General features: G+C 59.5%; 20 protein-coding genes. 14 read left to right on the top strand and 6 right to left on the bottom strand.

All coding sequences use genetic code 11. The annotated features are described in order from the left end of the window. Positions 1–117 precede the first annotated feature (117 nt). Positions 118–552 (top strand): IS200/IS605 family transposase, encoded by a 435-nt coding sequence (tnpA, locus tag DQ393_RS01310; RefSeq protein WP_112340015.1) that lies wholly within the window; start codon positions 118–120, stop codon positions 550–552. A 118-nt stretch (positions 553–670) separates the two neighbouring features. On the opposite strand, the gene DQ393_RS01305 is transcribed toward tnpA, so the two are convergent. Both DQ393_RS01305 and DQ393_RS01300 read right to left on the bottom strand, forming a co-directional pair. Further along, a complete protein-coding gene (locus tag DQ393_RS01305; RefSeq protein ID WP_181592265.1) occupies positions 671–1,846 on the bottom strand; it encodes a TIGR02281 family clan AA aspartic protease in 1,176 nt (391 codons plus the stop codon). Between the two features lie 177 nt (positions 1,847–2,023). Continuing rightward, complete coding sequence (locus DQ393_RS01300) at positions 2,024–2,698, bottom strand: HAD family hydrolase (protein ID WP_112340013.1); 675 nt, start codon at positions 2,696–2,698, stop codon at positions 2,024–2,026. A gap of 196 nt (positions 2,699–2,894) precedes the next feature. Between DQ393_RS01300 and rpiA the strand changes: the two genes are divergently transcribed. The 5 genes from rpiA (at position 2,895) to DQ393_RS01275 (ending at position 7,844) form a co-directional block, all read left to right on the top strand. Beyond that, complete coding sequence (gene rpiA, locus DQ393_RS01295) at positions 2,895–3,596, top strand: ribose-5-phosphate isomerase RpiA (RefSeq protein ID WP_112340012.1); 702 nt, start codon at positions 2,895–2,897, stop codon at positions 3,594–3,596. 13 nt (positions 3,597–3,609) lie between these two features. Then, entirely contained in the window at positions 3,610–4,167 is a 558-nt protein-coding gene (locus tag DQ393_RS01290) for a DUF2059 domain-containing protein (protein ID WP_112340011.1), read from the top strand. 181 nt (positions 4,168–4,348) lie between these two features. Next, a complete protein-coding gene (gene gor, locus DQ393_RS01285) occupies positions 4,349–5,734 on the top strand; it encodes a glutathione-disulfide reductase (protein WP_112340010.1) in 1,386 nt (461 codons plus the stop codon). 154 nt (positions 5,735–5,888) lie between these two features. After that, a complete protein-coding gene (locus tag DQ393_RS01280) occupies positions 5,889–7,262 on the top strand; it encodes a class II 3-deoxy-7-phosphoheptulonate synthase (RefSeq protein ID WP_112340009.1) in 1,374 nt (457 codons plus the stop codon). Positions 7,263–7,418: 156 nt separating this feature from the next. Further along, positions 7,419–7,844, top strand: coding sequence for a GFA family protein (locus tag DQ393_RS01275; RefSeq protein WP_112340008.1), 426 nt, complete (start codon positions 7,419–7,421; stop codon positions 7,842–7,844). Between the two features lie 2 nt (positions 7,845–7,846). Here DQ393_RS01275 and DQ393_RS01270 read toward each other — a convergent pair whose 3' ends face one another. Beyond that, positions 7,847–8,383: a DUF1003 domain-containing protein gene (locus DQ393_RS01270; RefSeq protein ID WP_112340027.1), complete on the bottom strand. Its 537-nt coding sequence runs from the start codon at positions 8,381–8,383 to the stop codon at positions 7,847–7,849. Between the two features lie 92 nt (positions 8,384–8,475). Next, entirely contained in the window at positions 8,476–10,407 is a 1,932-nt protein-coding gene (locus DQ393_RS01265; protein ID WP_112340007.1) for an LTA synthase family protein, read from the bottom strand. A 189-nt stretch (positions 10,408–10,596) separates the two neighbouring features. Here DQ393_RS01265 and DQ393_RS01260 point away from each other — a divergent pair, with 189 nt between their 5' ends. The 3 genes from DQ393_RS01260 to DQ393_RS01250 all read left to right on the top strand — a co-directional run bounded on the left by DQ393_RS01260 (position 10,597) and on the right by DQ393_RS01250 (position 15,047). Next, positions 10,597–12,276 carry an NAD+ synthase gene (locus DQ393_RS01260; protein ID WP_112340026.1) on the top strand — a complete coding sequence of 560 codons (1,680 nt, stop codon included), beginning with the start codon at positions 10,597–10,599 and terminating at the stop codon, positions 12,274–12,276. Between the two features lie 27 nt (positions 12,277–12,303). After that, entirely contained in the window at positions 12,304–13,131 is an 828-nt protein-coding gene (locus DQ393_RS01255) for a TolB family protein (RefSeq protein ID WP_112340006.1), read from the top strand. Positions 13,132–13,295: 164 nt separating this feature from the next. Continuing rightward, complete coding sequence (locus DQ393_RS01250) at positions 13,296–15,047, top strand: ankyrin repeat domain-containing protein (protein WP_112340005.1); 1,752 nt, start codon at positions 13,296–13,298, stop codon at positions 15,045–15,047. 38 nt (positions 15,048–15,085) lie between these two features. Here the strand turns inward: DQ393_RS01250 and DQ393_RS01245 are convergent, their stop codons facing one another. Beyond that, complete coding sequence (locus tag DQ393_RS01245; RefSeq protein WP_112340004.1) at positions 15,086–15,838, bottom strand: hypothetical protein; 753 nt, start codon at positions 15,836–15,838, stop codon at positions 15,086–15,088. Positions 15,839–15,998: 160 nt separating this feature from the next. Next, positions 15,999–18,275 (bottom strand): NADP-dependent malic enzyme, encoded by a 2,277-nt coding sequence (locus tag DQ393_RS01240; protein ID WP_112340025.1) that lies wholly within the window; start codon positions 18,273–18,275, stop codon positions 15,999–16,001. Between the two features lie 229 nt (positions 18,276–18,504). On the opposite strand from DQ393_RS01240, the gene DQ393_RS01235 reads away from it, so the two are divergent. The 5 genes from DQ393_RS01235 (at position 18,505) to DQ393_RS01215 (ending at position 23,751) form a co-directional block, all read left to right on the top strand. Beyond that, positions 18,505–19,260, top strand: a complete 756-nt coding sequence (locus DQ393_RS01235; protein ID WP_162737061.1) for a glycerophosphodiester phosphodiesterase family protein — start codon at positions 18,505–18,507, stop codon at positions 19,258–19,260. Between the two features lie 113 nt (positions 19,261–19,373). Then, positions 19,374–20,180 carry a UDP-2,3-diacylglucosamine diphosphatase gene (locus tag DQ393_RS01230; RefSeq protein WP_112340002.1) on the top strand — a complete coding sequence of 269 codons (807 nt, stop codon included), beginning with the start codon at positions 19,374–19,376 and terminating at the stop codon, positions 20,178–20,180. 166 nt (positions 20,181–20,346) lie between these two features. After that, complete coding sequence (locus DQ393_RS01225) at positions 20,347–21,564, top strand: MFS transporter (RefSeq protein ID WP_112340001.1); 1,218 nt, start codon at positions 20,347–20,349, stop codon at positions 21,562–21,564. Positions 21,565–21,720: 156 nt separating this feature from the next. After that, positions 21,721–22,875 carry an ABC transporter permease gene (locus DQ393_RS01220; protein WP_210260629.1) on the top strand — a complete coding sequence of 385 codons (1,155 nt, stop codon included), beginning with the start codon at positions 21,721–21,723 and terminating at the stop codon, positions 22,873–22,875. Positions 22,876–22,887: 12 nt separating this feature from the next. Then, positions 22,888–23,751 carry an ABC transporter ATP-binding protein gene (locus DQ393_RS01215; protein ID WP_112339999.1) on the top strand — a complete coding sequence of 288 codons (864 nt, stop codon included), beginning with the start codon at positions 22,888–22,890 and terminating at the stop codon, positions 23,749–23,751. Positions 23,752–23,760 lie beyond the last annotated feature (9 nt).

Here is a 23,760-nt window from a genome sequence, read left to right as displayed (position 1 = left end):
TTATATCGATAAATAAACCTCCACCTACGGTGGAGGACTGGACGAGTTCTACACGGTAGTTGAGAGACCTCCTGCTTGAACCGCTGGGGTGGCCCAGACTTCGAACAAGGAGGTTTTATGGATGAGCAAACGCTCTCGCATGCGACGTGGGACTGCAAGTATCACATTGTTTTTGGCAGCAAATACCGCACGAAAAGACTTTACGGGGACGTGCGGCGTGAGTTGGGAGAACTCTTGCGTCGGCTGGCACAGCAGAAAGGCTGCCAGATCGAGGAGGGTCATCTGATGCCCGACCATGTGCATATGTTGATCTCGATCCCGCCGAAATACTCGGTTTCGCATATTGTCGGCTTCTTGAAGGGCAAGACGGCCCTTTACGTAGCGAACAAATATGCGCGCAAGCGCCGCTACAAAGGGTATCACTTTTGGGCACGCGGGTATTTCGTATCGACGACGGGCTATAACGAGCAGGTCGTCAGACAATATATCCGTAATCAGGAAAAGGCCGACAAAGCTTCCGACTTTGCCGACCTCTTCAATCGTAGCTACTAAGCGCTAACAATACCGCTTCTAGCGGTTCAAGCGCAGCGTTTCAAACCTCCACCTCTGGTGGAGGTCATGACTTGCCCGTCATATGAGAATGTCACGCGGCGTCAGCGGATAATTCAGTTCAATTCTTTGCCTCGATCCGCCACTCCCGGCTGCCGAAGGTGACGTCGAAGCGCGAGAGGAAGGAACGACCGAGCAGCCCGTCGACTTCCGTGCCGAGCGCTGCGTTGTCGTCGAGAACCACGGCCGTGATATCGCTAGCCTGGACATGCCCGACCTTCACGGTAGTCGCCGTTGTGCGCGTGGCTTGAGAAACGCCGTTTGCCGTTTGAAGAGATATTCCATTGTTGCCGTCGACCGGCAGCTTGGCTCGTGCGGCAAAGGTTTTGCTCACCGCCACGAAGCTTGCGCCGGTGTCGACGATGAACATGCCCTCCGTACCGTTGACCAAGACCTTGGCAAGAATGACGTTCTTGCCCTGCGTCGGAAATCGATCGCTGCCGGTGGCGTAAGTCGAGGCGCATTTGCCCATGGTTTCATAGAGCTTAATGATCCCACGTACGACCGCTGTGTCGTTACGGTCGGGATTGGTGGAAACCCAAAGCTGCAGCGGTCCGATCGCCTCGCAATATTCACCAAGCTCGCGGTAGCTGGCGGAGATTCCCTCGAATACGGCGCTGTTCAGTATCGCGATATTGTCGGTAAGGCCGATAACCGAATAGTAGTCATCAATGGCGTCGCGATATTTCTTGGCATTTTGGCGAATTCGCGCACGCTGGAAATAGAAATCGGGCATTCCCGGTGACATTGCTATCACCTGGTTCGAGACTTTCAGCGCTTCGTCGAAGTCGCTGAGATCGTCCAGAATTTGGGCGGCTGAGCTCAAGGCGATATTCGACGGTTTGCATTTGCTGGAAAAGGCAATGAAGACCTTGGCCGCTTCGCGGCGATAGCCCTGCTTTGCCAGTTCGTCTGCGAATTTGTAGACCGCATTCCAATCACAATGCTCTCGCCGCAACATATCGAGATCGGCTGCCATCGCAGGCCTGCCTGCAACAATGTTCGGCAAAGGCGGGATGTCGAAATGCTCATAGACCGCGGTCAGAGCAGGATCGGGTTTGGCGCCAGCTCCGGTTTCCGTCTCGACGTACCCGATAATACGGTCGCCGTAGATGTAGAACCAAATACCTGCGCATAGTGCAGCGCAGATGATCAGCGTTCGGACAATAGGAGCAAACCACCCTCTGCGGCTTGGCAATCTACCGGCATTACGGTCTTCGGGATCTGCTACGAGCAAGGGGGAGCGCTCCGCTATCGAGTGATCGTCCCGCCTCGACAACATCGCGCAGGGAGCGTTTTCCTCGCGCGGCCGCGATGCTGATCGCAGAACGTCGATAGGTTGTGGCGCAAGCGCGGGAATCGTGCAAGGCCCATTACAACCACGCCATCCGAACCAACAGGGATTTTGGTATTTTCAGGCCGCCAGCAATCCCTCGACCAGTTCCGGCGTTAGCTCGTCATAGTGATAGATGATGCGGTTCGGGCCGAGCGTTTCTACGCCCACGTCGGAATAGCCGAAGGGGACGGCGACCGAAGGTACGCCGGCGTTGCGGGCAACGAGGATATCGTTGATGCTGTCGCCGATCATGACCGTTCGGCCGATATCGCCGCCGGCGCGCTCTACGGTGCCGATCAGATGTTCGGCATGCGGTTTGCGCACGGTGAAGGTGTCCCCGCCGGTGATAGCCTCGAAGTATTGGGTGAGTTCGAGCCGGTCGAGAAGCGTGCGCGCCAGCGATTCCATCTTGTTGGTGCAGACGGCCAGCTTGTAGCCTTTGTTCCGCAGCGTCGTAAGCGCGGCCAGAAGCCCGGGATAGGGCTGGGTGACGCCGGGCATCGTCTCGGAATAATGGGTTATGAAGCGCTGCAGCAGAGCCGGCAATTCTTCGGACGTCAGCGCATAGCCGTGCAGCTTGCAGGCCCGCTCGATCATCACCTGCGCACCATTGCCGACAAGATGCGTCACGTCGTCGTAGCTGACCGGCGGAAGCTCGAGCGCGGCAATCGTATGGTTCAGGCTGACGATAAGGTCCGCATGCGTGTCCAGCAGCGTGCCGTCGAGATCGAATACGACAAGGGGGGATTTCACGAGGAATCGGCCTTTGCAGAGAAAAGAGTGCGTCTTTCGGAGTTAAAAGATCGCGCGGGCAATTGCAACCGAAGCACCCCGGAAGCCCCGGTGAAGAGGGGGCGGGGATTTCTATATCATGCCGTTATTTTGGCTTTCGTTTGGCTGGAGAGCCGTGTAAACAGCAGACCAACGTAACAATGGGAGCAGGTGGCGCATGGACGCCCGCCAGATGAAAATCGAGGCTGCGAGAGCTGCACTCGCTCATGTCGAAAGTGGCATGCGGCTCGGGATCGGCACCGGCACCACGGCGGAGGAATTCGTTCGCCTGCTCGCGGAAAAGGTCGCGGCTGGCCTCTCGATTGAGGGCGTTCCGACGTCTGAAAGGACTGCCAAGCTCTGCAACGAGCTCGGTGTGCCGCTAAAATCGCTGGACGAGCTTCCGGAACTTGATCTGACCATCGATGGGGCCGATGAGCTGGATGGCGCGCTGACGCTGATCAAGGGCGGCGGCGGCGCGCTGCTGCGAGAGAAGATCGTTGCTGCTTCCTCGGCCCGCATGATCGTCATCGCGGATCAAAGCAAGGTCGTCGAGACGCTCGGGGCCTTTCCGTTGCCGATCGAGATCAATCCTTTCGGTCTCGTTTCCACTCGCATCCTCATCGAGAAGGCGGCCTCGCGTCTTGGGCTCTCCGGCGCTCTCAACATGCGCCGCTCGGGCGACAGCCTCTTTATCACCGATGGGGGGCATTACATCGTCGATGCATCTTTCGGCCGCATTCCTGATGCAGAGGCGCTGTCGAGCGAGCTCTATTCGATTCCCGGCGTTGTCGAACACGGGCTCTTTATCCATATGGCGACATTAGCGATCATTGCCGGCCCTGCCGGTGCGCGTACGTTGCAGGCGAACAATACATAGGAGCACTCATCTCATGATCAAACTTGCGGGTCTTGGCCGTCTTGCCGCTGCAACCATCCTTCTTTCGGGCATTGCCTTCGGTTCCGTGAACGCTCAGGAAGTCTCCGAAGATCAGATCAAGGCTGCGCGCGCTGCGATCAACGCTCTCGGCATCACCAACCAGTTCGACAATATTCTGCCTAATCTCGCCGAGCAGCTGAAGAGCACGATGATCCAGGCAAACCCGAATTTCGGTGATGCGATCAACTCGACCGTCGACGCGACCGCTCTGGCGCTTGCTCCGCGTCGTGCCGATCTCGAGCGCGAAGCGGCCGTCACCTATGCCAAGGCCTTCTCTGCCGACGAGCTCAAGGCGATTGCCGATTTCTACAATTCGCCGGCCGGCAAGAAGCTTCTCAAGGATGGTCCGCTCGCCACCCGCGAGCTTTACAAGGCGGCCGACATCTGGAGCCAGGGCATTTCGCGCGATCTCGCAAAGCAGAGCAACGACGCTCTGCAAAAGGTCGTCAAGCAGCCCGTTGCAGCCCCGGACGCCGGTGCCGCCGCAGCGCAGCCCGCGCCGAAGCAGTAAGCAGAAATTCTTGCCCGGCCATTTTCGGCGCGACGTCTTGCGTTGTCGGAATGATCGGTTGGCAATTGCAAATTCGAAGCCCGGGCGAGATCCGGGCTTTTCTTTTTGTATCGCGGCTCCCTATATGAGTGCGAACCCTCAATGATGCTTTTGCGCATGTTCATTTCGACTGGAGCCACCGATGCCTTCGTTTGATTTCGACCTTTTCGTGATTGGCGGCGGCTCCGGCGGCGTGCGCAGCGCGCGGGTCGCGGCCTCATTGGGCAAGAAGGTCGGTATTGCCGAGGAATACCGCTACGGCGGCACCTGCGTCATTCGCGGCTGCGTGCCGAAAAAGCTGTTCGTCTACGCCTCGCAATATAGCGAGCATTTCGAGGATGCAGCCGGTTTCGGCTGGACGGTCGGCGAAAGCACATTCGACTGGAAAAAGCTGATCGAGGCGAAGGACAAGGAGATCGCCCGGCTTGAGGGGCTTTATCGCAAGGGGCTCGACAACGCCAAGGCCGAAATCTTCGATACCCGCGCCGAGCTGGTGGACACTCATACGATCAAGCTTTTGAAGACCGGCCAGACCGTCACTGCGGAAACCATCGTCATCGCCACGGGCGGCCGGCCGAACCTGCATACCGCCCTGCCGGGGCATGAGCTTTGCATCTCCTCCAACGAGGCTTTCCATCTCAAAGAATTGCCGAAGTCGATCCTGATTGCCGGCGGCGGCTATATCGCCGTCGAGTTCGCCAATATCTTCCATGGTCTCGGCGTCGACACGACATTGATCTATCGCGGTGCCGAGATCCTTTCGCGCTTCGATCAGGACCTGCGCAAGGGTCTTCACGAGGCGATGGAGGAAAAGGGCATCCGCATTCTCTGCCATGACATCATCGAGAACGTCGAGAAGGCAGAGGGCAGGCTCAGCGTTCGGACGAAGAACGATAAGCTCCTGACGGTCGATACTGTCATGCTGGCGCTCGGCCGTACGCCGAATACCGAAAATCTCGGGCTTAAGGCTGCTGGCGTCGCGATTAACGAGCAGGGCGCCGTTATCGTCGACGAATATTCGCGTACTTCCGTTGCGAATATCTATGCGCTCGGCGACGTCACCGACCGGGTACAGCTGACACCCGTGGCGATCCACGAGGCCATGTGCTTCATCGAGACCGTCTACAAGAACAATCCCACCCGCCCGGATCACGAGCTGATCCCGACGGCGGTCTTTTCGCAGCCGGAGATCGGCACGGTCGGCCTGACAGAGGAAGACGCCGCAAAGCGTTATCCGGAACTGGAAGTCTACCGCGCGCAGTTCCGGCCGATGAAGGCGACGCTTTCGGGCCGCAGCGAGAAGATGATCATGAAACTGATCGTCAATGCCGCCGACCGCAAGGTGATTGGCGCGCACATTCTCGGCCACGATGCCGGCGAGATGGCGCAGCTTCTTGGCATTCCCATAAAGGCCGGCTGCACCAAGGATGATTTCGACCGCACCATGGCCGTGCATCCGACGGCGGCGGAAGAATTGGTGACGATGTATTCGCCGAGCTATCGCATTCGCAACGGCGAGCGCGTGTAACGCGCCCGTTTTCACGCAAATATCGGCTGCACCACAAAAGATCAGCACAGTAGTTTGCCTGCCTATGCAAGGGGGCGGCAAAGGTTTATAAGCGCGCGTTATTTACGACGACGGCACGCCCGGCGGAGACCGGGCGCACAAGCAGGTGAGTGAGATGGCACAGAATTGGACACCGAACAGTTGGCGGCAGAAACCGATCCAGCAGGTGCCGGATTTTCCGGACAAGGCAGCGCTTGCAGATACGGAAGCGCAGCTTGCAAGTTATCCTCCGCTCGTTTTTGCCGGTGAAGCTCGTCGTTTGAAGGCACATCTTGCCAATGTCGCGGAGGGCAACGGTTTTCTGCTGCAGGGCGGCGATTGTGCCGAAAGCTTCGCGGAACACGGCGCCGATACGATCCGCGACTTCTTCCGCGCCTTCCTGCAGATGGCTGTCGTGCTGACGTTCGGCGCGCAGCTGCCGGTCGTCAAGGTCGGCCGCATCGCCGGCCAGTTCGCCAAGCCGCGGTCTTCGAACATCGAAACGCAGAACGGCGTTTCGCTGCCGAGCTATCGCGGCGACATCATCAACGGCATCGACTTCACCGAAGAAGCGCGCATTCCCAATCCGGAACGTCAGTTGATGGCTTACCGCCAGTCTGCCGCGACGCTGAACCTGCTGCGCGCTTTCGCCATGGGCGGTTATGCCAACCTGGAAAACGTGCAGAAATGGATGCTCGGCTTCGTCAAGGACAGCCCGCAGGGCGAGCGTTACCGCAAGCTCGCCGATCGCATCGGCGAGACCATGGATTTCATGCGCGCGATCGGCATCACCGCCGAGAGCAATGCGAGCCTGCGCGAAACCGATTTCTTCACCAGCCACGAAGCGCTGCTGCTCGGCTATGAAGAAGCGTTCACGCGTGTCGATTCCACGACCGGCGACTGGTACGCCACCTCGGGCCACATGCTCTGGATCGGCGATCGTACGCGCCAGGCCGACCATGCCCATGTCGAGTATTTCCGCGGCATCAAGAACCCGATCGGTCTGAAATGCGGTCCTTCGCTGCAGGCGGACGATCTGCTTAATCTGATCGACATTCTGAACCCGCAGAACGAAGCCGGTCGCCTGACGCTGATCTGCCGCTTTGGCCACGACAAGGTTGCCGACAACCTGCCGCGCCTCATTCGCGCTGTCGAGAAGGAAGGCCGCAAGGTCGTCTGGTCCTGCGATCCGATGCACGGCAACACGATCACGCTCAACAATTACAAGACGCGTCCGTTCGAACGCATCCTGTCGGAAGTGGAAAGCTTCTTCCAGATCCATCGCGCCGAGGGCACGCATCCGGGCGGCATCCATATCGAGATGACCGGCAAGGACGTGACCGAATGCACGGGTGGCGCCCGCGCTGTCGGCGCCGAAGACCTGCAGGATCGCTACCATACGCATTGCGACCCGCGCCTCAATGCCGACCAGGCGCTCGAGCTTGCCTTCCTGCTCGCCGAGCGGATGAAGGGCGGCCGTGACGAAAAGCGCATGCGCGCGCACGGCTGAGCGAACGCAGGGCCGATATTCATCAGACGGGCCGGCCTATCGCCGGCCCGTCTGCTTTTGTGGCCGGCGGATCAATTCGGTTGAATGACGCTTCATTTCTTTGAGATTGACCCGAAGATCGTTCTCGGGAAGGCTTCTCGAAAAAGAGGAGCGACCATGACAGACGAACACAGCGGAGCCTGTCTTTGCGGCGGCGTGCGTTTCAAAACACGCGGCGAATTGCGTGAGGTGGTGGCCTGCCATTGTTCGCAGTGCCGCAAGCAGACCGGGCTTTATTATGCCGCGACCAACGTGCCGATCGCCAACCTTACGATCGAAGGGGAAGACGCGATCACCTGGTATCGCGCCAGCACATTCGCCCGCCGCGGCTTCTGCAAGACCTGCGGCTCGGCCCTGTTTTGGGCGGCGGATGACGTCGACGAAATATCGATCATGGCAGGGCTGTTCGATCAGCCGAGCGATCTGAAGCTGGCCTATCACATCTACTGCGCCGACAAGGGCGACTATTATGAGATCGGCGATGGACTGCCGCAGTATCGGCAGGGACGGCCCGGATTGCTGACGGCCGGCCCGTCCGACTGACCTCAGATTCCGCTTTTCTCGGCAACCAGCTTGCTCAGCTTGGCGATGTCTTCGCGCACGACCGCAAGCTCCGTCAGCACATGCATATCGATCTTCTGATGCAAGGATAGCACTTCCAGTTCCGCCTTGAGATTGACTTCATAGTCCTTGGCGGCTTCGAAGCGGTCGCGTTCGGCCTGGCGGTTCTGCGACATCATGATGATCGGCGCCTGGATGGCGGCGAGCATGGAGAGGACGAGGTTCAGGAAGATGAAGGGGTAGGGGTCGAAGGCCCGCGTGGCGAGAACAATGGTGTTGACGATGCACCAGAACGCCAGGAACACCAGAAAGGCGATGATAAAGGACCAGGAGCCGCCGACACGGGCAATGCCGTCCGCCAGGCGCTGCCCCGTGGACGCTTCCGCCGAGAGGGCCGCGTTGATATCGGTGGATATGATTTTTCGTTCATGCGCCTTCTTGAGAACGCGTTTTTCGATGTCACCGAGCTCGTCGGCCGTTTTGTCGAAATGCAGATGAATGAAATTAGGCAGGCTGTGCATGGCAAGCTCCGGCATCCTGAATGGCGTTGAACGCAACTATTCGACCAACATGCAAAAATGCAACGACGGAAGAGCTTTAATCAACAATAGGTCTAGCTGTTCTCTTGGCCGATCAGTTGCGCATGTGACGGGAAGAAGCGTTCCAAACCCTGCTGCCGGCCGAACATCATGTCGAATTGCAGATAGCGGTACTCGCGTATGATCGGATCGATATCCTGCTCCTTGCGCGCCCAATCGGGGAAAGCCTGATTGTCGCGTGTAGCCAGTTGGTAGCGGTCGACGATGCTGTATTTCTTCTGAACGCGGCCGAGGAAGCCCGTGTAGAAAGGATGCTCGTAACCCGCCGTTTTCAACAGCTGGTAGGGGAGCTGCGACGGACTGATGGTGCCGATGTCCGCACGGAGGCCCTTCTTGCTCGACCAGATGACCAGCGGCGTCTCGTGTTCCTTCCTCATGACATCGAGCGGAGCTTTCCGGGCTGCCACCTGCTGCGGCATGTAGCCTGTGTTCGGATAGACATTGCCGAGCGGCGGCAGATGATCGCCCCAGAGAACGATGATCGTTTCGCGGTCGCGTCTTTCGGCCCAGTCCATCAGCATTCTCAGGCTGCCATCGGCTTCACGCACGCCCTGTGCATAGGTGGCGAGCGTTTCGCGGTCGTCTTCGCTCAGATTGCCGTCGATATGAACGGTATTCTCAGCATAGCGGTTGGCTTCGTAAGGCCCATGTCCCTGCAAGGTGACTGCGAAAAAGAAGAATGGGCGTTCGGCCGCGTCTCCCTCGCGCATGATCTCCTTCATAAGGGAATCGTCGGCGGCGAACATGCCGCGCTTGTCCATGGTCGGCAGGGTTTCCTCGGTGTGGAACTCCTCGAAGCCGAAGGCGCGATAGACCTCATTGCGGTTCCAGAACCAGCCGCTGAAGGGATGAAGCGCGCGTGCCGTATAGCCTTCGCCGCGGAAGAAGTTGGCAAGCGACGGCAGCGGCCGGCGCACATATTGCTGATAGGGAATGCTGCCATAGGGGAGGAAGGCGTTGGAAAAGCCCGTCAGCGCTTCGAACTCGACATTGGCGGTCATGCCGCCAAATTCCGGCGAGAAGACATTGCCCGATTGTCTGGCGCGGATGGTCGGTATCGGATCGGGCGTGAAGGTGACGTTGGAAAGTCGGGTCGGATCCCAAAGGGACTCGCTCATCAGCATGATGACGTCGGGCTTTTCGCGCGGGCCGGAAAGATAGCCGTAGTTCCGCGCCGGTATCGCATCGATCGCATTGGGTCCGTAACCGACCGGTGACTTGACGTCGGCCATCGGCAGGTTGAGCGCGAAGGCGATGACGAAGCCATTGTGATTATAGTTTTCGGTCTGATCCCAGACGATCGGAATGATACCCAGTTTTTCCCGGATGAAGGAATATTGCGTCGGATCCATCTGCGAGACAAACAGCGCCGCAAATGGCAGGCAGACCGAAAGCCGCCCCATGCGCTCTCGACGGGAAAGTGCGGCCGCGTGCTTCCAGACATAGCGCCCGAGCAGGGCTGTGGCAGCCAGGCCGACGACGATGCCGATGCCAAGCCCCACGGCGGCCCAGGGACGATCACGCACCATGACGGGCATAAGCTCCACAATCTGCCGGGCAAACAGGAAATCGGACGGATAGAGCGGATCGGATAGAAAGTGCTGCTTCTGGCTGGAGATGAAGGCGGGAACGAGCAGCAGAGGTGTGACAACCAGGGCCGACAAATGCGCGCGCCCGGCAAGAGCATCGAGGATCAGCATCGCCAGCATGACGAGGCCGATCGTGGCGAGGCCGGGGCGGGACGGCGACATGAGATAAAGCCAGACCGGCGTAAGCTCGCCGCGTGCGATCCATTCGACTGCCACGACGAGGGATAAGGAGAAAAGCAGGGTCAGCAGGAGGCTCAGAAGCAGGCGCAGAGCTGCGGACTTTTGTCTCGCTGCGCCGATCTTCTGGAAAAGGGCAAGCCTGCCCGCGAGGGCGGACTCAATGACCAGTGCGACCAATGCCGTCTCCAAATGCTAAAAGCTCTTCATATAATTGTCATGCTTCTGTCATGAACGACGGATGAACTGCAAGGCAGGCTTAGTATTTTTCCGTGTAGGAACACGGCCTATGCGCGTTTCGCGATCTTTGATGCCTGCGGGCGGCGGAAGTCGGTTGCGGAAGGAGGATGCCATCGCTAAATGTATGGCATGACAGAGCAAAGCCCGATCACCCACACCATCCGCATCGCCGTCGCGCAGCTCAATCCGACGGTCGGTGACGTCTTCGGCAATCTCGCCAAGGCGCGCGAGGCACGCGCCGAAGCGGCGCGCGAAGGCGCGCAGATCGTCCTGCTGACAGAGTTGTTCATTTCCGGCTATCCGCCGGAAGATCTCGTGCTGAAGCCGGCCTTCATCCGCGCCTGCTGGAAAGCAGTGGAAGCTCTCGCTGCAGATACCGCCGACGGCGGACCGGGCGTGATCATCGGCTTTCCCCGGCAGGACGAAACCGGCCGCTACAATTCGATTGCCGTGCTCGACGGCGGGAAGGTAATCGCGGTCCGTGACAAGGTAGACCTGCCCAATTATGGCGAGTTCGATGAAAAGCGTGTCTTCGACCAAGGTGCCATGCCAGGGCCGGTCAATTTCCGCGGCGTGCGGCTGGGTATCCCGATCTGCGAGGATATATGGGGCGAGCTCGGCGTCTGCGAGACACTGGCTGAGAGCGGTGCGGAAATCCTTCTGTCGCCGAACGGTTCGCCCTATTATCGCGGCAAGGTCGATGTGCGTCATCAGGTGGTGCTGAAGCAGGTTATCGAGACGGGCCTGCCGATGATCTATGCCGCTCAGCTCGGCGGCCAGGATGAGCTGGTTTTCGATGGCGCAAGCTTCGGTTTCAACGCAGACAAGACTCTGGCTTTCCAGATGAGTCAGTTCGAAACTGCCCTGGCGGTCACCACCTGGAAGAAGAATGGCGATGGCTGGCATTGCGCCGAAGGTCCGATGGCGCATATCCCGGAAGGCGAGGAGGCCGATTATCGCGCCTGCCTGCTGGGTTTCCGCGACTATGTGAACAAGAACGGCTTCAAGTCGGTCGTGCTCGGCCTCTCCGGTGGCATCGACTCGGCGATCTGTGCCGCGATTGCCGTCGATGCATTGGGCGAGGAGCGCGTGCGCACCGTCATGCTGCCCTATCGCTATACCTCGCAGGATTCCTTGAAGGATGCGGCCGATTGCGCCAGGGCGCTTGGCTGCCGTTACGATATCGTGCCGATCGAGGATCCCGTCACCGGCTTCACCTCGGCTCTGTCCGATCTCTTCGAAGGCACAGAAAGCGGCATTACGGAGGAAAACCTGCAGAGCCGCGCCCGCGGCACCATTCTGATGGCGATCTCCAACAAGTTCGGTTCGATGGTGGTGACGACAGGCAACAAGTCGGAAATGTCCGTTGGCTACGCCACGCTCTATGGCGACATGAACGGCGGCTTCAACCCGATCAAGGATCTTTACAAGATGCAGGTCTATGCGCTGTCGCGCTGGCGCAACCTGCATGTGCCGCCGGGTGCGCTCGGTCCGTCAGGTGAGGTTATCCCTTACAACATCATCGACAAGGCGCCTTCCGCCGAGCTGAGGCCGAACCAGACCGACCAGGATTCGCTTCCGCCCTATCCGGTGCTTGACGATATCCTCGAATGCCTCGTGGAAAAGGAAATGTCGGTCGAGGAGATCGTGGCGCGCGGCCATGATGTCGCGACCGTGCATCGCGTCGAACACCTGCTCTATCTCGCGGAATACAAGCGCCGCCAGTCGGCGCCGGGCGTGAAGATCACCAAGAAGAATTTCGGTCGCGATCGCCGCTATCCGATCACCAACCGGTTCCGCGATCGCTGATCGCACGCTGGCACAGGAAGAGGATGAATGCGCAGCTCGGTCGAGATCTACAACATCCGCAGGGGTGAAAATCGCGTCGTCTGGCAGACGGACGAGCTTGTCGAGGCGCCCAACTATGCGCCCGACGGACGCTATCTGCTGCTGAACGGCGACGGATTGCTTTATCGATTGCCGCTGGATGGCAGCGGTGACGTTGTCCGCGTCGATACCGGCTTTGCGACGCGGTGCAACAACGACCACGGGATTTCGCCTGACGGCTCGTTGATTGCCATTTCCGACAAGACCGAACATGGCAAGTCCTGCATCTATGTTCTGCCGGCCGAGGGCGGCGCGCCGAGGCAGGTCACGACCAATCTGCCGTCCTACTGGCACGGATGGTCGCCGGATGGACAGCGTTTTTCCTATTGCGGCATCCGCAACGACGTCTTCGATATCTATACGATCTCGATCGATGGCGGCGAAGAGACGCGCCTGACGCATGGCGAGGGCCGCAATGACGGGCCGGATTTCTCCGCCGACGGGCAATGGATCTATTTCAATTCGAGCCGTACCGGCCTGATGCAGATCTGGCGCATCCATCCAGACGGCACCGGCCTGCAGCAGGTGACCCACGACAATTACGGCAACTGGTTCGCGCATCCATCGCCTAAGAACGACAAGGTCGTGCTGATCTCCTACGATCCCGATGTATTCGATCATCCGCGCGATCTGAATGTCCGCATGCGGCTGATGGACATGGATGGCGGCAATATCACGACGCTGTTCGAGCTCTTCGGCGGGCAGGGATCGATCAACGTGCCGAACTGGTCACCGGATGGTGATTCCTTCGCCTATGTGCGATACGAGCCGGCCTGAGCTCTGGACAGATTGCAACCGGCGCTATAGATCTGGATGCGTTCGCAGGGCGCATCCGATCCGCGGGAAGGGCAGAGCCCACCTGATGCATGTAAAATGAGACTGCCACACCTCTTTTCAGTCTGTGGGCGCGGATACCGGACGTAAATGGAAGGAGGTCTATCGTGACCACGCGCTCTTTGGCGAGCACAGCCACTCTCGATTCCCTGAAAAAGCAGGCCAAGTCTTTCCTCAAGGCCGTACAGGCCGGCGATGTTGCGGCACGCGGCCGCGTTGCACCCTATTTTGCCGACATAGCCAGCGTCGGGCTCCAGGACATTCAGATGGTCCTTGCCCGCGAATTCGGCTTTTCGAGCTGGACCAAACTCAAGGTGCATCTGGAGAATGGCGATCGAAAGCGTGTTTCGCCCGATCAGCTCGCCAACCGCTTCCTGTCGCTGGCAACAGTTTCCTATTTTGCCGATATACCGGCCGATCCTGCACGCTTCGATGAGGCGCTGGAGCTCCTGGAAGCGAATCCTGGGATTGCCGGAGACAGTATCCATGTCGCTGCCGCGCTTGGCGATGCCGACGGCATAGCTCGCTGGCTCGATCGGCAGCCGCAGCTTCTCGATCGCAAGGGCGGGCCGCATGATCTAACGCCGCTGATGTGCGCCGCCTATGCCCGCGTGCCGGGTCGTTCCAGCTTGCCGGCAGCCCGCGAACTGGTCAGGCGCGGGGCTGACGTCAATGCTTTCTTCCTCGATGGCGGACAGTACCGATTCACTGTGTTGACAGGCGTCTTCGGCGAGGGCGAGGCGGGAAAGGATCGCCAGCCTCCGCATCCGGATTGTGAGGCTTTCGCACGGCTTTTGCTTGATGCAGGCGCCGAAGCCAATGACAGCCAGGCGCTCTACAACCGCATGTTCGAGCCCGATGACACGTGCCTGAAGCTGCTGCTGGAATACGGCTTGTCGGCGACGGATACCAACAATTGGCTGGTGCGCGAGGACGGCAGATTTGTTGCGAACTCGCAGACCGTTTTCGATTATCAGCTCGCATGGGCGCTGGAACATCGCATGAGTAACCGGGTGCGCCTGCTGGTGGAAAATGGTGCCGATGTCGCCAAGGTCGTGAATGGTAGAACACCCTTCGAGTGGGCTCGCCTTGGCGGTGACCGTGAGTTGGCGATGTATCTAGTGCGCAAGGGGGCTGTGGCAGTTCGCCTGAAGCCTGAGGATTGGGCCTACATTCAAGTAAAGGCCGAGGATATCGACGCCGAGCAGATCAAGAAAATTTTCCAGCAAATGCCTGGCGGGCGCAATCTCGATATAGCAGCTGCAATGCACAGGGCTCACCCCGCCATGCTGCACGATGCTGCTGGCGAAAACAACCTTGAAGCTGTCCGCCGGATGCTGGCTTTAGGTCTCGACGTCAACGCGATGACCAGCCGCACGCCGCTGCATGAAGCGGCGCTACATGGCCATATTGAGATGGCGAAACTGCTGATCGAGCATGGCGCCGATACCACCATTCGCGATCCCCACTTTTACGCACCGGCGATCGGCTGGGCGAACTACAATGGCAAGCTGGACATGGTCGAGTTTCTGAAGACCTATCCGCTCGATATCTTCGCGGCCGCTGCCTTCGGGCAACTCGATCAGCTTGCCGAACATCTCGCCAAACATCCCGAAGTGAGAGATCTCCGCTTTGGTGATCTCCACCCTCGCGGCCAACCTTTCGACCGCGATTGGATGACGCCTCTCGGCTTTGCCATCGTTAACGGGCGCGCCGATGCCGTGCGCCTCCTGTTGGAGCATGGTGCGGATCGGTCGGTCAGGGACGCATCCGGACGGTCCTATCGTGATCTCGCGGAGGAAGAAGGAGACGACGTCATTATCTCGCTGTTACGTCAGCGCGGAATTGGCAGACAATAAATAGATGAAGCGGGTGGCCATGCAAAACGCCCGCCTGCTTATTGCGCCGGCTGAGGGCCGGCTGCCTTCGGATGCTTCAGGTCGATGCTGCCTTGGTCGGTCGCGAGAAATTGCGGCCCGACCTGACGGACCTTTTTTTCGGAGGGATCGTAGGGCCGGTCCGGCGGAAACTGCTGCGGCGCGGCTTGTGTCACCACCGGCGCTTTTGCTGCGGGGGCCTGCTTGTGCTCCAGGCTGGAGTCCTTCTGAAGCCTTGGCGTTTCGATGACGGTGATGGAGCTGTCGGGCTGCGCCAGGGACTGCTGATTTGGTGCGTAGGCATTCAGCTTCGTGTGGGTATCGATGACGATATCCGGCGTTGCCGAAGCCGGCAGGCTGCAGCCATTCCGCTGCATCGCATCCAACAACTGCCGGCGCTGCATGGCGACGGCATCGACGCGGCCGACGCTTTCCTCGCGTCGATCCATCAGCGTCGCAAGATCATCCCGCATCTGATTCAAGGACATTCGCATGTCGTCGCAGGCGCCCTGATTGTTTTCCTCGCCGAATGGCGCGTCATCATCCTCGACGCAGCCTTGCCTACGCAAATCGCTCATCGTCCGGCGGATCAATAGGTTCTGCTGCACGATGGCGCGCGAGAGCTGGCGTGTTTCCTGGCTCGCGCCGATCACGTCATCGATGTCTGTATAGCGGCCGCGCAATTCATCGCAGAAATTCACTTGTGCGAGGCTCGGCGTGGCCGTCAGCAGGGATAGCAGGGCAAAGGAAACTAGATGGGTGCCGCGATTCACGGTTCTGCTCTCGAAAGCGGTTTGAAGTCGCTGAAGATTACATGGTGTAGCTTAACAACGTATCCATGAAAACGCATGGATTTCGAGAGGATTTTCATGAAATTATAGCTCGCAGCCGCCCGATGACGGCTGCGAGAATTCTTACCTGGAGCATCTGGCGTTAGACGAGCTGGGATGCCTCGACCACGGCCAGAGCCGCCATGTTGACCACGCCGCGGGAGGTGACCGACGGCGAGAGAATATGGGCCGGAAGCGCGGTGCCGAGCAGGATCGGGCCGACATGCAGGCCGTCGGTCATGGTCTTGACCACGCCGAGCGTGATATTGGCGGCATCGAGGTTCGGGAAAACGAGCAGGTTGGCCTCGCCGGAAAGCGTGCTGTCCGGCATGACGTGGCGGCGCAGGCTTTCGGAGATGGCGCTGTCGCCATGCATTTCGCCGTCGACTTCCAGTTCCGGCGCGGCCGCGCGAACGAGCGCCAGCGCATCGCGCATCTTGGTGGCGCTTTCCGATTCCCGCGAGCCGAAGTTGGAATGCGAAACGAGAGCGGCACGCGGCTCTATGCCGAAACGCTTGATTTCTTCCGCTGCCAGGATGGCCGATTCCGCGATTTCCTCGGCGGTCGGATTAAACGTCACATAGGTATCGGTGTAGAAGGTGGCGCCGCGCTGCGAGATGAGCAGGCTCAGTGCCGAAAAATCCCGAACGTCCGGCCGCTTGCCGATGATCTGCCGGACGATGCGCAGATGGCGCTCATAACGGCCTTCCAGGCCGCAGATCAGCGCGTCGGCTTCGCCGCGCTTCAGGGCAAGCGCGCCGATCACCGTTGCGTTGGTGCGAACGATCGTGCGTGCAGCCTCGGGGATGACGCCGGCGCGGCCGACGAGCGAGAAATAGAGATCGACATATTCGCGGAAGCGCGGATCGTCTTCCGGATTGATGACGGCAAAATCGGTATGTGGACGGATCTTCAGGCCGTAGCGCTTCAGTCGGGTTTCGATGACCGACGGGCGGCCAATGAGGATCGGGACGGCAGTGCCTTCCTCGAGTAGGACCTGGGCTGCGCGCAGCACCCGCTCGTCTTCACCTTCGGAGAATACGACGCGCTTGCGCTCGGCAACCTTCGCAGCGGCGAAGATCGGCTTCATGACGAAGCCTGAGCGGAAGACGAAGCGGTTGAGTTCGTCCATATAGGCGTCGAAATCGGTGATCGGACGCAGTGCCACGCCACTGTCGGCGGCGGCCTTCGCCACGGCCGGCGCGATGCGCAGGATCAGGCGTGGATCGAAGGGCGAGGGGATCAGGTAGTTGGGTCCGAAGACCGGCGTTTCGCCGGAATAAGCGCGCGCGGCAACATCGGAAGGCTCTTCGCGGGCAAGTGCGGCGATGGCGCGCACGGCCGCCATCTTCATCTCTTCGTTGATCGTCTTGGCCCCGCAATCGAGCGCGCCGCGGAAGATATAGGGGAAGCAGAGGACGTTGTTGACCTGGTTCGGGAAATCCGAGCGGCCGGTGCAGATCATCGCGTCGGGTCGGGCGGCGCGGGCGAGATCCGGCATGATTTCCGGCGTCGGGTTGGCTAGCGCCATGATCAGCGGCTTTTCGGCCATCTGCGCCAGGAGTTCAGGCTTCAGCACGCCGGCTGCCGACAGGCCGAGGAAGACGTCGGCGCCTGGGATGGATTCGGCCAGCACACGCTTGTCGCTGTCCTGGGCGTAAACGGACTTCCACTCGTCCATCAGGACGTTGCGGTCCTTGTAGACCAGGCCCTCGATGTCGTGGACCCAGATGTTTTCGCGTTTGGCGCCGAGAATGACGAGCAGGTTGAGGCAGGCGAGGGCAGCGGCACCTGCGCCTGAGGCGACGATCTTGACCTCTTCGATCTTCTTGCCGGCCAGTTCCAGTCCGTTGAGGATGGCGGCGGCGACGATGATGGCCGTGCCGTGCTGATCGTCGTGGAAAACCGGGATTTCCATCTTCTCGCGCAAACGGCGCTCGACGTCGAAGCATTCAGGCGCCTTGATGTCTTCGAGATTGATGCCGCCGAAGGTCGGCTCGAGCGCCGAAACGGTATTGACCATCTCATCGACCGTCGGCGCTGCGATTTCGATGTCGAAGACGTCGATGCCGGCGAATTTCTTGAAGAGGACGGCCTTGCCTTCCATGACCGGCTTGGACGCGAGCGGGCCGATATTGCCGAGACCGAGCACTGCGGAGCCGTTCGAGACCACGGCCACGAGATTGGCGCGGGACGTATAGTCGGCAGCCATCTCGGGATTGTCGCGGATGGCGATGCAGGGGGCGGCGACGCCAGGAGAATAGGCAAGCGCCAGATCGCGCTGATTACCCAGCGGCTTTGTGGCTTGAATTTCAAGCTTGCCGGGGCGGGGATAGCGATGGAAATAAAGCGCCTGATCGTCGAAATTGCCGCTCGGCATGTTCTTGGCTGCTTTCGAAGTGTCGTTCGTATCCAACTCGCGTCTCCATTTCCTGCCTGCGCTAGAGCCCCCTCCATACATCAATCGCTTCGCCTTCACAGTATGCAATTGATGCTCCCGCGCGTTTTTGTCGTGGCAAAGCACGGATTGCCGCAGGTCGCGCCACGGCAGCCGCGTCATCAGGAGTTCACTACCGCGGCCTATGACGTTCTCACGCGGAGATTTTCTCATGACTTTGATTGCTTCCCATCGCGGTGGTGCCCATCTGTGGCCCGAAAACACCAGGCTCGCCTTTTCGGAGACCGCCAAGCTCGACATCGATCTCGTCGAATTCGACGTCCATCAGACCCGGGACGGCAAGCTCGTCGTTCACCACGACGCGCTGATCGACCGGATGACGGACGGTAAGGGTGCGATTGCCGATTTCAGCTATGCGAAGCTGATGCGCCATATCGTGATCGGAAGTGGCGGCGAAACCATCCCGACGCTGATGGAAACCATGGAGATCTTCGGACCGTCCGCCGTCGACCTCCGGCTGGAGATCAAGACCAAGGCGGATGGTTCGCCCTATGAGGGCATGGAAGCCCGAATTGTCGATGAGCTGCGAGTGACGGGCATGCTGACGCGCACCATGGTGACGAGTTTCGCTTTGCCGCGCCTGGAGGCCTTTGCCGTGGCGCTTGATGAACGCGGCTGGAATGTCGGCGAACTGCTCGGCTTCATCTTCCTCTGTTCGCCCCAGGCTGCCGCACAGCTGGGCTGGAATGGGATCATGGCGGCTCTGCGCAGCTCTGGAGTGCGGGAGATCGCAATCCGCGCCGATGCGCTGGATGCAGAGATCGTGGAGTTTTTCCGCAAGGGCGGCATGAAGGTACATGGATGGGCCGCACATACCGAGGAGGCGGCGCGCGCCATGTTTCGCCTTGGTGTCGCCAGCTTTACAAGCGACCGTCCAGACCTTGCAATCACGGCCAGACGCGGCTGATCCGTCTCGATTAGGCGGCAGACACAGGGTTTGTCATCTTCCTGAAACACGAGTCTGGTTTTGGAATAGCCAAGGTAGATAGGGCACGGACGTTAAAGTTCGTGAATGAAAACATGGACACCCGGCGATTCCGAACGCTGTTCATTTCTGACGTGCACCTGGGCTCGAAGGCCGCCAAGGCGGACTACCTGCTCGACTTCCTCCGTCACCACGAGGCCGATACCATCTTCCTGGTCGGCGACATCGTCGACGGCTGGCGCCTCAAGCGCAACTGGTACTGGCCGCAGGATTGTAACGATGTCGTGCAAAAGCTCCTGCGCAAGGCGCGCAAGGGCACGCGGATCGTCTACATTCCCGGCAATCACGACGAATTCCTGCGTGATTTCCCGGGCATGCATTTCGGCGGCATCGAGGTGGCGCAGCGCGCCATGCATGAAACGGCCGATGGCAAGAAGTATCTCATCCTGCATGGCGACGAATTCGACGTCGTCGTGCGCAATGCCCGCCTGCTCGCCTATCTCGGCGACTGGGCCTATGACATGGCCATCCTGATCAATGTCGGTCTTGCCGCGGTCCGCCGTCGCCTGAACATGCCTTACTGGTCGTTCTCGGCCTGGGCGAAGCTGCAGGTCAAGCATGCCGTCAACTTCATCGGCGAGTTCCAGCGTGTCGTCGCCGAGGAAGCCAAGCGCAACGATGCCGATGGCGTCATCTGCGGTCATATCCACCATGCCGTCATCGAGGATCTCGACGGCGTGCGCTATATCAATACCGGCGACTGGGTGGAAAGCTGCACGGCGATCGCGGAGCATGAGGACGGCACGTTCGAACTCATCACCTGGCGAAGCATTCTCGATACGCAGCCGGTCGGTTCGCCAGTCGAGGAAATGCCACAGTCGCTCGGTGCCCAGGCGGCCTGATCCACATCTTTTCACGGGCTTGATAATGGCCTGTCATAATTATTGATCGTCGCGGAACCGCCAAAGCTTCGGATTTATCCGAAACGTTACGATTTTGGCCATTTCTCGCCGTAGTCGTACTCTCGATAGCATGATAGGGACAAATCAGTTCCCCTTCAGGTCTGTCATGATTCCCGCGATCAAATCCTTCCAGGGCGAGGGTGCGCCCCCATATTTCCGCCTGCGCACCGCCTTGTCCTATTGCGCGCCATTATTCGTGAACGGAATCGCCCTGCCGTTCTTTCCCGTCTGGCTGGCGGGGCTGAATTTCAGCGACCACGAGATCGGTCTCGTGATCGCGATCCCCATGGTCGTGCGCGTGCTGGTGACGCCTGTCATCGCCGTGCTTGCCGATCATATGACGGAACGTGCCGATGTGTTGCTGTGGTCCGGCGCCCTGTCGCTTCTGACGGCGATCGCGCTCTACTGGACCAGTGACTTCTGGCCGGTGCTCCTGGTCTATGGCATCCAGGGCGCAACCTATGCGCCATACGTGCCGGTGGTGGAATCGATCGCCATGTCGGGGGTGCGCCGCTGGGGCTTCGATTACGGCTCCATGCGCGTGTGGGGCTCGATCACATTCATCGTGTCGACTCTTCTCGGCGGTCAACTGATCGGCATGTGGGGCGGAGCGACCGTATTGCCTGTCATGGTGGCAGGTTTCATCCTGACGACTCTGATGGGCCTGTTTGCTCCGCGCATCGGGCCGACGCGCCGCCGCGACCAGCCGATCAATCTGCAACCGCCAATCGGAAACCTGCGTTCCCCACATTTGCTTGTCACCATGATCGGGGTATCGATACAGCAGTCGAGCCATGCGATGCTTTACACCTTCGCGTCGATCTATTGGCGCAAGCTGGGCTTTTCCGGTGCGGAGATCGCCGTTCTCTGGAGTATCGGCGTTGCGGCGGAGGTGATGGTCTTCTTCCTTTCGAAAAAGCTGAGCCGGCGGTTCAGCGCGTGGACGCTGATCTTTTTTGGCTCGACCATGTGCATCCTGCGCTGGATTCTGTTTCCGATGAATTTCGGTTTCCTGGGCTATTTCGTGCTGCAGTGCTTCCATTCCTGCACCTATGCCTGCGTTCATACCGGCATCCAGCGACGCATCGTCGCCTCGGTCCATGAAACGCAGGAATCATCGGCTCAGGGCGCTTATTATTTCTATAACGGTATGTTCCTCGGCCTGATGACGCTGGCGTCCGGCTATCTCTATGCGTGGCTGGACATTGAAAGCTATTATGTCATGGCCGGCATTGCCGCTTTCGGCCTGGGCATGGTCATTTTCGCCTATGGGCTGCAGACCCGAAAGACGGCGATAGGCGGAGGCGCTCACGGCGTGTCCTAACGCGGTGCAACAAATTCATTTGGATATCAAAAAGCCGTGACATATGTTGGCGCCGGCGCGAGATGGAAATTCCCTGCCTAGTCGGTGTATTAAACATCGACCATGCAGGCTCTCTGAGTCGGCGCATGTTGTGCCAGATTTGAAAGACGCGTGAATTTGAAAGCGGCCGAACAAAAGTCCGATGCACCGAGAATCGATGATGCGCCCGAGGGTGCGGGTCATCGCTATCGGCTGGAAGGCAATTGGCGCAGCGCCAATGTGCATGGCGTACTGCGGCAGATCGAGCAGCTGTCGAAGCGCAGTTCCGGCGGCGAGGTCGTGATCGACGTTTCCGGTCTTTCGGATGTCGATACGGCGGGTGCGCTGCTGATCCGCCGGCTCAAGGAAAGCCAGGAAGCACATAAAGCCCACGTCACCATCGAAGGCTCCAATCCGCATATCGACGAATTGTTGACGGCATTCGATGAAGATCCCGACGCGGAAACCGGAGAGCCGAAACCGAAGACATCCTTGGCGGAGCGGATTCTCGCGCCCATCGGCAAGAGCGTCTATGAGATCTGGGGCAATCTTATCGCCGCCATGTATATATTGGGTTCGGCCGTGCGCGGCGCGCAGCTCAAATTCGGGCGCGGCAGCGGCGTTTCGCCGGCCTCGATCGTCAATCAGATCGATCACATGGCGGTGCGCGCTGTTCCGATCATTCTGCTGATGTCATCTTTGATCGGCGCCATCATCGCGCAGCAGGGCGCTTTCCAGCTGCGCTATTTCGGCGCCGAAGTCTTCGTCGTCGATCTGGTCGGCATCCTGCAATTGCGCGAAATCGGCGTGCTTTTGACCGCGATCATGATCGCCGGCCGTTCCGGCAGCGCGATCACCGCGGAAATCGGCTCGATGAAGATGCGGGAGGAAGTCGACGCGCTGAAGGTCATGGGTTTGAACCCTATCGGCGTGCTGATTTTCCCGCGGCTGGTGGCGCTGACCGTGGCCTTGCCCTTGCTGACGGTCATTGCCAACTTCGCTTCGCTTTTTGGCGCCGCGATGGTCGCCTGGGCCTATTCCGGCATCACCTTTGCGACCTTCATCTCGCGCCTGCACGAGGCCATCAGCCTGTCGACGGTCATTTCGGGCATGATCAAGGCGCCGTTCATGGCGCTTGTCATCGGCATCGTCGCGGCGGTGGAGGGATTGAAGGTCGGAGGCAGCGCCGAATCGCTTGGCCAGCATGTGACCTCGTCCGTGGTGAAGTCGATCTTCGTCGTCATCCTGATGGACGGGCTCTTTGCCATGTTCTACGCAGCAATCGACTTCTGAGGAATGGCAGGGATGAGCGCGCTTCACTCGGACATTCCGCTGCAGAAAGATGAGCATGGCCGCGATATCGTGCTGTCGGCGCGGGATGTCACCGTCGCTTTCGGATCGAAAGTCGTACTGGATAAATTGAACCTGAATATCTATCGCGGTGAGATCCTTGGTTTCGTCGGGGCTTCAGGCGCGGGCAAGTCGGTGCTGCTGCGCACGGTGCTGCGGCTGTTGCCGCGGCGCTCGGGCAAGATCGAGATCCTCGGTGAGGACTATGACACGCTCTCCGAGCCGGAGCGAAACCAGCTGGACATGCGGCTCGGCGTCCTTTTCCAGCAGGGTGCGCTGTTTTCGTCCCTGACGGTAAAGGAAAACATTCAGGTGCCGATGCGGGAATATCTGGACCTGCCGCAGGAGATGATGGACGAACTGGCGCTGATGAAGATCCGGATGGTGGGTCTTGCCGCCGATGCTGCCGACAAATATCCTTCCGAGCTTTCCGGCGGCATGATCAAGCGCGCAGCACTGGCGAGAGCGCTGGCGCTCGATCCCGACCTCGTTTTCCTCGATGAGCCGACATCCGGCCTCGATCCGATCGGTGCCAGCGAATTCGACGAGCTGATTGCCAGGCTGCGCGACACGCTCGGCCTGACCGTTTATATGGTGACTCACGACCTCGACAGCCTGTTTTCCGTCTGCGACCGTATTGCTGTCCTGGGACAGAAGCGGGTATTGGTGGAAGGTACGGTTGAGGACATGCTCGCCTGTGATGACCCCTGGGTGCAATCATACTTCAGGGGCAAGCGCGCACGTTCGATCGTGCCGCGGGAAGACATCAGGGGGCACAACGACGACAAGGGCGCAGTCGCCAACGGCCGCGAGAAGTGACTGGAGACA

Origin of the sequence: Martinezella tropici, assembly GCF_003287875.1 — a bacterium.
GTDB classification, from domain to species: domain Bacteria; phylum Pseudomonadota; class Alphaproteobacteria; order Rhizobiales; family Rhizobiaceae; genus Rhizobium; species Rhizobium tropici_C.
This window is presented reverse-complemented; position numbering and strand designations above follow the sequence as displayed.

Coding starts and splice junctions, on each gene's coding strand:
- tnpA (WP_112340015.1), top strand. CDS start 118: ATGGATGAGCAAACGCTCTCGCATGCGACGTGGGACTGCAAGTATCAC.
- rpiA (WP_112340012.1), top strand. CDS start 2,895: ATGGACGCCCGCCAGATGAAAATCGAGGCTGCGAGAGCTGCACTCGCT.
- DQ393_RS01290 (WP_112340011.1), top strand. CDS start 3,610: ATGATCAAACTTGCGGGTCTTGGCCGTCTTGCCGCTGCAACCATCCTT.
- gor (WP_112340010.1), top strand. CDS start 4,349: ATGCCTTCGTTTGATTTCGACCTTTTCGTGATTGGCGGCGGCTCCGGC.
- DQ393_RS01280 (WP_112340009.1), top strand. CDS start 5,889: ATGGCACAGAATTGGACACCGAACAGTTGGCGGCAGAAACCGATCCAG.
- DQ393_RS01275 (WP_112340008.1), top strand. CDS start 7,419: ATGACAGACGAACACAGCGGAGCCTGTCTTTGCGGCGGCGTGCGTTTC.
- DQ393_RS01270 (WP_112340027.1), bottom strand. CDS start 8,383: ATGCACAGCCTGCCTAATTTCATTCATCTGCATTTCGACAAAACGGCC.
- DQ393_RS01260 (WP_112340026.1), top strand. CDS start 10,597: ATGACAGAGCAAAGCCCGATCACCCACACCATCCGCATCGCCGTCGCG.
- DQ393_RS01255 (WP_112340006.1), top strand. CDS start 12,304: ATGCGCAGCTCGGTCGAGATCTACAACATCCGCAGGGGTGAAAATCGC.
- DQ393_RS01240 (WP_112340025.1), bottom strand. CDS start 18,275: ATGCCGAGCGGCAATTTCGACGATCAGGCGCTTTATTTCCATCGCTAT.
- DQ393_RS01235 (WP_162737061.1), top strand. CDS start 18,505: ATGACTTTGATTGCTTCCCATCGCGGTGGTGCCCATCTGTGGCCCGAA.
- DQ393_RS01230 (WP_112340002.1), top strand. CDS start 19,374: ATGGACACCCGGCGATTCCGAACGCTGTTCATTTCTGACGTGCACCTG.
- DQ393_RS01225 (WP_112340001.1), top strand. CDS start 20,347: ATGATTCCCGCGATCAAATCCTTCCAGGGCGAGGGTGCGCCCCCATAT.
- DQ393_RS01215 (WP_112339999.1), top strand. CDS start 22,888: ATGAGCGCGCTTCACTCGGACATTCCGCTGCAGAAAGATGAGCATGGC.